Origin of the sequence: Bacillus sp. SIMBA_074 (assembly GCF_046534555.1) — a bacterium.
Taxonomy (GTDB): Bacteria; Bacillota; Bacilli; order Bacillales; family Bacillaceae_G; genus Bacillus_A; species Bacillus_A mycoides.
Genome location: NZ_JAWRYM010000615.1, coordinates 1 through 267 on the forward strand (window position 1 = coordinate 1; position 267 = coordinate 267).

A 267-nucleotide genomic window follows, 5' to 3' on the forward strand; every position below is an offset into this window, starting at 1 on the left:
GTCGCCAATTTTTCAATTAAATGTCGTATCAATTCCCTGCTGCAGGGTGGCTTGGGATAGCTCGCCAAAATGCACACTACTAAGTGAGCCGTCGGCACGAAAAAACAACGTTGCCGGTACGCCCAGCGCGCCGTAGTAGCGGGCAACGTCACCCTGTTTGTCCAGTAATACCTGTTGAAAATCCAACTGATGGTTACGCAGATATTTCGCTACCGTCGTGCGGCTTTCCTGCAGATTTAGCATTATTACGCTGATATCAGGCGCTTG

At 49.8% G+C, this 267-nt stretch carries 1 protein-coding gene; it reads right to left on the reverse strand.

Annotated features, from left to right (window positions below):
- Window positions 1–12 precede the first annotated feature (12 nt).
- Window positions 13–267: TlpA family protein disulfide reductase (locus SB773_RS32215; RefSeq protein ID WP_410594434.1), on the reverse strand; the 255-nt coding region annotated here is incomplete at its 5' end.